This window comes from Paraburkholderia sp. EG304 (genome assembly GCF_046543485.1).
Classification (GTDB): domain Bacteria; phylum Pseudomonadota; class Gammaproteobacteria; order Burkholderiales; family Burkholderiaceae; genus Paraburkholderia; species Paraburkholderia youngii.
In genome coordinates, this window is sequence record NZ_JBKGUA010000142.1 from 1 (window position 1) to 4,638 (window position 4,638).

The window sequence follows — 4,638 nt, forward strand, 5'->3', positions numbered from 1 at the left end:
CTTCGGAGGTGCGCACTTCCTGCAGCAGGGTCGGCGCAATGACGTTGACCGTGTCCAGGGTGGTGGCGTTGGCGGTGCTGCCGTTGGCCGGCGCGCCGCTGACGTTCAGGGTCGCGGTCGAGGCCACGGTGACCGTCACCTTCTGCGTCTGGCCATTGGCCACGACGTTGTAGGTGCCCGGGTCCAGGCCCATCAGCGAGTAGCTGCCATCGGCACGGGTGGTGGCGCGGCGCACGCTGCCGCTGGCCACGTTGGTCGCGGTGACTTCGGTGCCGGCGGCAGCGTCGGCAACCTGGCCGCGCAGCGACGAGGTGGCCGACTGTGCCATCACGGTCGGGGCGGCGCCCAGCATCAGGCAGGTGACCAGCGCGCTGGACAACAGACTGCGTGCGGGCGCGCGGTTGCGGTGATTGGAATACGTCATGTAACTCTCCGGGTGGTGGTGGCCGTCTTTGCGGCCCCTGTCATTGTTTTTTTACAGCGTGGTTTGCATGGGTCACGACCAACGGCCGTGACCTACAGCTCGCTTCTGGGCTTGCTTGAATCACGCACGATCAGGGTCGGCACGAGCGTCTGCTTGTCGCCGGCCCCTTCTGTGTTGTTGCCATCCATCAACTGCAACAGGCGCGTCGCGGCCTTATCGCCGAGGTCGGCGATACTCACCTGCATCGTCGTCAACGACGGGTGAACGAAACGTGCCAGCGGAATGTCATCGAAACCCGCCAGGGCGACATCGGTCGGCACGCGGACACCTGCCTGCGCGAACGCATACAGACATCCCAGTGCCATCATGTCGTTGGCGGCGAACACCGCATCGGGCAGCGTGCCGGCTGCCAGCAACTCCTGTCCGGCGCGATGGCCGGAAGCTTCGTCAAAGTCACCGGGCAACTCGATGCCGTGGGCAGCATCACCGAAGGCCGCCAGCGCATCGCGGAAACCGCGCAGGCGCTCACGGGCGTCGTAGTTGAGGTCCGGACCGGAAATGAAGGCGATGCGTCGATGCCCGACATCCAGCAGGTGGCGGGTCATCGTCATCGCACCGGCATGGTCATCGATGCTCAGCACCGGATGATCCTGCTCGGGCAGATACGTGTTGATCAGCACCGTGGGCAGCGCCTGCGGGAGGTTGTCGGTGAGGAAGCCCGGGCTCTCGGCATACGGCGAGAGCACCAGCAACCCATCGACACGACCGCGCATGGCACGCAGGGCCGCGCCCTGCTGCTCCTGGTCACCGTGGTAACTGGACACGAGCAGATGCTGGCGACGCTCGCGGGCCACCCCATCGATGCCGCGCATCAGTTCGGAGAAGAATTCGCCATAGAGATCGGGCAACACCACGCCAATGGTGTTGGTCCGTCGGCTGCTCAGGCTCCGGGCCGCTGCGTGCGGGGTGTAGCGCAGTCGCGCCGCTACCTCCAGCACCAGCTTGCGCACGGGCTCGGCAACATTTTCATGGCCATTGAGTGCGCGCGAGACCGTGGCAACAGAGACACGGGCCTCACGGGCGACATCTTTGATAGTGATCGCTGCCTTGTTCACTTCGCCGCCCTCCACGGCTTAGAGATCTGGGCTTGGCGCGGAATGTAAGCGTTTTCAAACCCGGATGTAAACACTACGTTAGCCTGATGTCGTACGGCGGTAACCAAAAGCTGTCCATGGCGGCCCCTTTCGGGACTGGCCAGGACAAGGCGGGACAAGGGTTTCAGCGGTTTTTGACCGGAGTCTCGGCGCGGATGGACAACGCGTGGATATCGGTCTCCATCATTGTGCCCAGGGCCGCATAGACGGCCCGATGGCGCGCCAGCGGCAGCTTTCCTTCGAAGGCCGCGCTGACCACGTGCACCTTGAAATGGCCGCGGCCGTCCCGCGCGCCCTCGTGGCCGGCGTGGCGGTGGCTGTCGTCCTTGACCTCCAGCAGCTCGGGATCCAGCGCCTGCTGCAGGGCCTCGCGGATGCGCTCGACGCGGTTCATGGCAGGACCTTGCGGAAGGGGCGGACCTGGACGCGCACATAGACGCCCGCCTCTACATAAGGATCGGCCGCGGCCCAGTCCTGCGCCTGGGTCAGCGAATCGAACGCGGCGATGACCACGCTGCCGCTGAAGCCGGCCGGGCCGGGGTCTTCGCTGTCGATGGCCGGGCACGGGCCGGCCAGCAGCAGCCGACCTTCATCCTGCAGGGCCTGCAGCCGGGCCAGATGGGCCGGGCGCGATGCCAGACGGGCGGCCAGCACATCGGTGCCGTCATAGCCTTCAATCACATACCACACGGGTAACTCCGAGGTCTTGTTGAATCGAACCCGGGCATTCTAGCGGGGCTGGCTGGACACTGGCGCGGCAACCCCGTAGTCTTATGTCCATTGCACATGGCTGGACGCAGCGCCCCGTCGGCACCCGGCTCCACCGCCAGCCGACGACCGACCCACTGCCCCACACCAGCACACGTAGACGACCTCCCCGTAGTTCTGTCGCTGCCCATCGCGGCGCGCCCTGCTGTTCGAAGTGTGGAATCGCGCCGACCCAGGCGTGTCATGGCTTGCCATCCTGCCGCCCGGGACCGTTCCGGACGCTGGCATGGTGCGGCGACCGGTCCGTTGCAATACTGACGTCTATTTGATGACTGCCGAACTCGCGCTCGACGCGAACCCGCCAACCCGAGCGCCCGCCCCACAGCAGCAGGAAATGCCGCTGGCCGTGGTGCATGGACAGCCGGTCCTGCAGATTCCGCAGGACCTGTACATCCCGCCGGACGCGCTGGAAGTCATCCTGGATGCCTTCGAGGGTCCACTGGACCTGCTGCTGTACCTGATCCGCCGGCAGAACCTCGACATCCTGGACATCCCGGTCGCCGAGATCACCCGCCAGTACGTCGAGTACATCAACGTCATGCAGGAGCTGCGCTTCGAACTGGCGGCCGAGTACCTGGTGATGGCGGCGATCCTGGCCGAAGTGAAATCGCGGATGCTGTTGCCGCGGCCGCCCAGCGTCGAGGGCGAGGAAGCCGATCCGCGTGCCGAGCTGGTGCGCCGGCTGCAGGAGTACGAACGTTTCAAGCAGGCCGCCGAGGACATCGACAGCCTGCCCCGCCAGGACCGCGACACCACCGTGGTCCATGCCTTCGTCCCCGACCGCGCGGCCGTCAAGCTGCCGCCGCCGGTGGACCTGAAGGAAATGCTGATGGCGCTGCACGACGTGCTCAAGCGCGCCGAGCTGTTCACCGGCCACGCGATCAAACGCGAGGCGCTGAGCGTGCGCCAGCGGATGGGCGATGTGCTGGGTCGTCTGGAAGACGGCAGGTTCTACCGGTTTGAAACGCTGTTCACCGCCGAAGAAGGCAAGCTGGGGGTGCTGGTCACCTTCCTCGCCCTGCTCGAACTGGCCAAGGAACAGTTGCTGGACATCGTCCAGGAAGCTCCGCTGGCGCCGATCTACGTCAAGTCCCTGGCCGCCGGCAACACCAACGAACCGCTGCAGTTCAACAGCGAGTTCGACGACAACGACGCCGCCAACGAATCCGACTGAGCACCCGACCCACGCATGGATCAACCGCTGATCAACCGTATTGTCGAAGGCGCCCTGCTGGCGGCCAGCGAGCCGTTGACGCTGGCGCAGCTGCAGGGCCTGTTCCCGGAAGAGGAACCGGCCCCGCCGGGCAGCATCGAACGCGCGCTGGAACTGCTGCGCGACGGCTGCCAGGACCGCGGCGTGGAACTGGTCGAGGTGGCCTCCGGCTTCCGCTTCCAGGTTACCAGCGAAGTGCATGGCTACATCACCCGGCTGTGGACCGAACGCAAGACCCGCTACACCCGTGCCACCCTGGAAACGCTCGCGCTGATCGCCTACCGCCAGCCGATCACCCGCGGCGAGATCGAGCAGGTGCGGGGCGTGGCGGTCAGCAGCAACATCATCCAGGCACTGGAAGAGCGCGAATGGATCCGCGTGATCGGCCACCGCGACGTGCCCGGCAAGCCGGCGCTGTTCGGCACCACCAAGGGCTTCCTGGATTATTTCGGGCTCAGGCGCCTGGACGAACTGCCGCCGCTGTCCGAGCTGCGCGACCTGGGTGAGCTGGAGCCGCAGCTGCCGCTGGACAACGAAGGTCAACCGGCCGGTCGCCTGGCGGCCGGCGCTGCGACACCGGAGGCCGAGCTGGACAGTGACGCGGCCAACGACGACGCCACGCCGGCGCCGGCGGAGCCGGTGGACCCTGCAGATCCGACGGACCCTGCCGCCGCCCGGCTGGCCGCCCGCGTTGCGCTGGCCTCGGCGCGGCTGGCGGAGCAACCGGCGGGCCCGGACAATAACGAGGCGTCCGCCGATGCGGACGCGTCAGACACCCCATCCCATGCGCCGTTGTCGCTTGCCGACGACGACGCGGATACGACCGCCAGCGATGGCGAACCCGATACCGCGCCGGGAGAGCGCGCGGCGCCCCAGAACGAAACCGAAAACAACGCCGTCGCGAAGACGACCGTGGCTGTTGACGAAGCCGATCCCGAACCAGAGGCCGACGCATCCGTTGCCGGCCGGAGCCAAGTAAATGAGTGACACCCCCCGCAAGCCGTCGTTGAACAAGCTTTCGCTCAAGCGCGAAACCGCCTCCGAACAGCCCAAGCTGGAAGAGCGCCTGCACAAAGTGC

6 protein-coding genes are annotated in these 4,638 nt (G+C 66.5%); 2 read left to right on the top strand and 4 right to left on the bottom strand.

Going from position 1 to position 4,638, the window contains the following annotated elements:
- The 4 genes from ACLFKU_RS42420 to ACLFKU_RS42435 form a co-directional block, all read right to left on the bottom strand.
- A partial coding sequence (locus ACLFKU_RS42420) for a carboxypeptidase-like regulatory domain-containing protein (protein ID WP_410853217.1) occupies window positions 1-424 on the bottom strand: 424 nt, incomplete at its 3' end.
- Between the two features lie 92 nt (window positions 425-516).
- Entirely contained in the window at window positions 517-1,539 is a 1,023-nt protein-coding gene (locus ACLFKU_RS42425; protein WP_410853218.1) for a LacI family DNA-binding transcriptional regulator, read from the bottom strand.
- A gap of 163 nt (window positions 1,540-1,702) precedes the next feature.
- Window positions 1,703-1,972: a BolA family protein gene (locus tag ACLFKU_RS42430; RefSeq protein WP_070470362.1), complete on the bottom strand. Its 270-nt coding sequence runs from the start codon at window positions 1,970-1,972 to the stop codon at window positions 1,703-1,705.
- Window positions 1,969-2,268: a YciI family protein gene (locus tag ACLFKU_RS42435; RefSeq protein WP_088434706.1), complete on the bottom strand. Its 300-nt coding sequence runs from the start codon at window positions 2,266-2,268 to the stop codon at window positions 1,969-1,971. The genes ACLFKU_RS42430 and ACLFKU_RS42435 overlap by 4 nt, the downstream gene beginning before the upstream one ends.
- A gap of 346 nt (window positions 2,269-2,614) precedes the next feature.
- Between ACLFKU_RS42435 and ACLFKU_RS42440 the strand changes: the two genes are divergently transcribed.
- Together ACLFKU_RS42440 and scpB are read left to right on the top strand one after the other, a co-directional pair.
- Entirely contained in the window at window positions 2,615-3,520 is a 906-nt protein-coding gene (locus ACLFKU_RS42440) for a segregation and condensation protein A (RefSeq protein WP_410853219.1), read from the top strand.
- 15 nt (window positions 3,521-3,535) lie between these two features.
- Window positions 3,536-4,546, top strand: a complete 1,011-nt coding sequence (scpB, locus tag ACLFKU_RS42445; RefSeq protein ID WP_410853220.1) for an SMC-Scp complex subunit ScpB — start codon at window positions 3,536-3,538, stop codon at window positions 4,544-4,546.
- Window positions 4,547-4,638 lie beyond the last annotated feature (92 nt).

Excerpts from the sequence above, each read along its gene's own strand:
- ACLFKU_RS42440 (WP_410853219.1), top strand. The coding sequence starts at position 2,615 with ATGACTGCCGAACTCGCGCTCGACGCGAACCCGCCAACCCGAGCGCCC.
- ACLFKU_RS42430 (WP_070470362.1), bottom strand. The coding sequence starts at position 1,972 with ATGAACCGCGTCGAGCGCATCCGCGAGGCCCTGCAGCAGGCGCTGGAT.
- scpB (WP_410853220.1), top strand. The coding sequence starts at position 3,536 with ATGGATCAACCGCTGATCAACCGTATTGTCGAAGGCGCCCTGCTGGCG.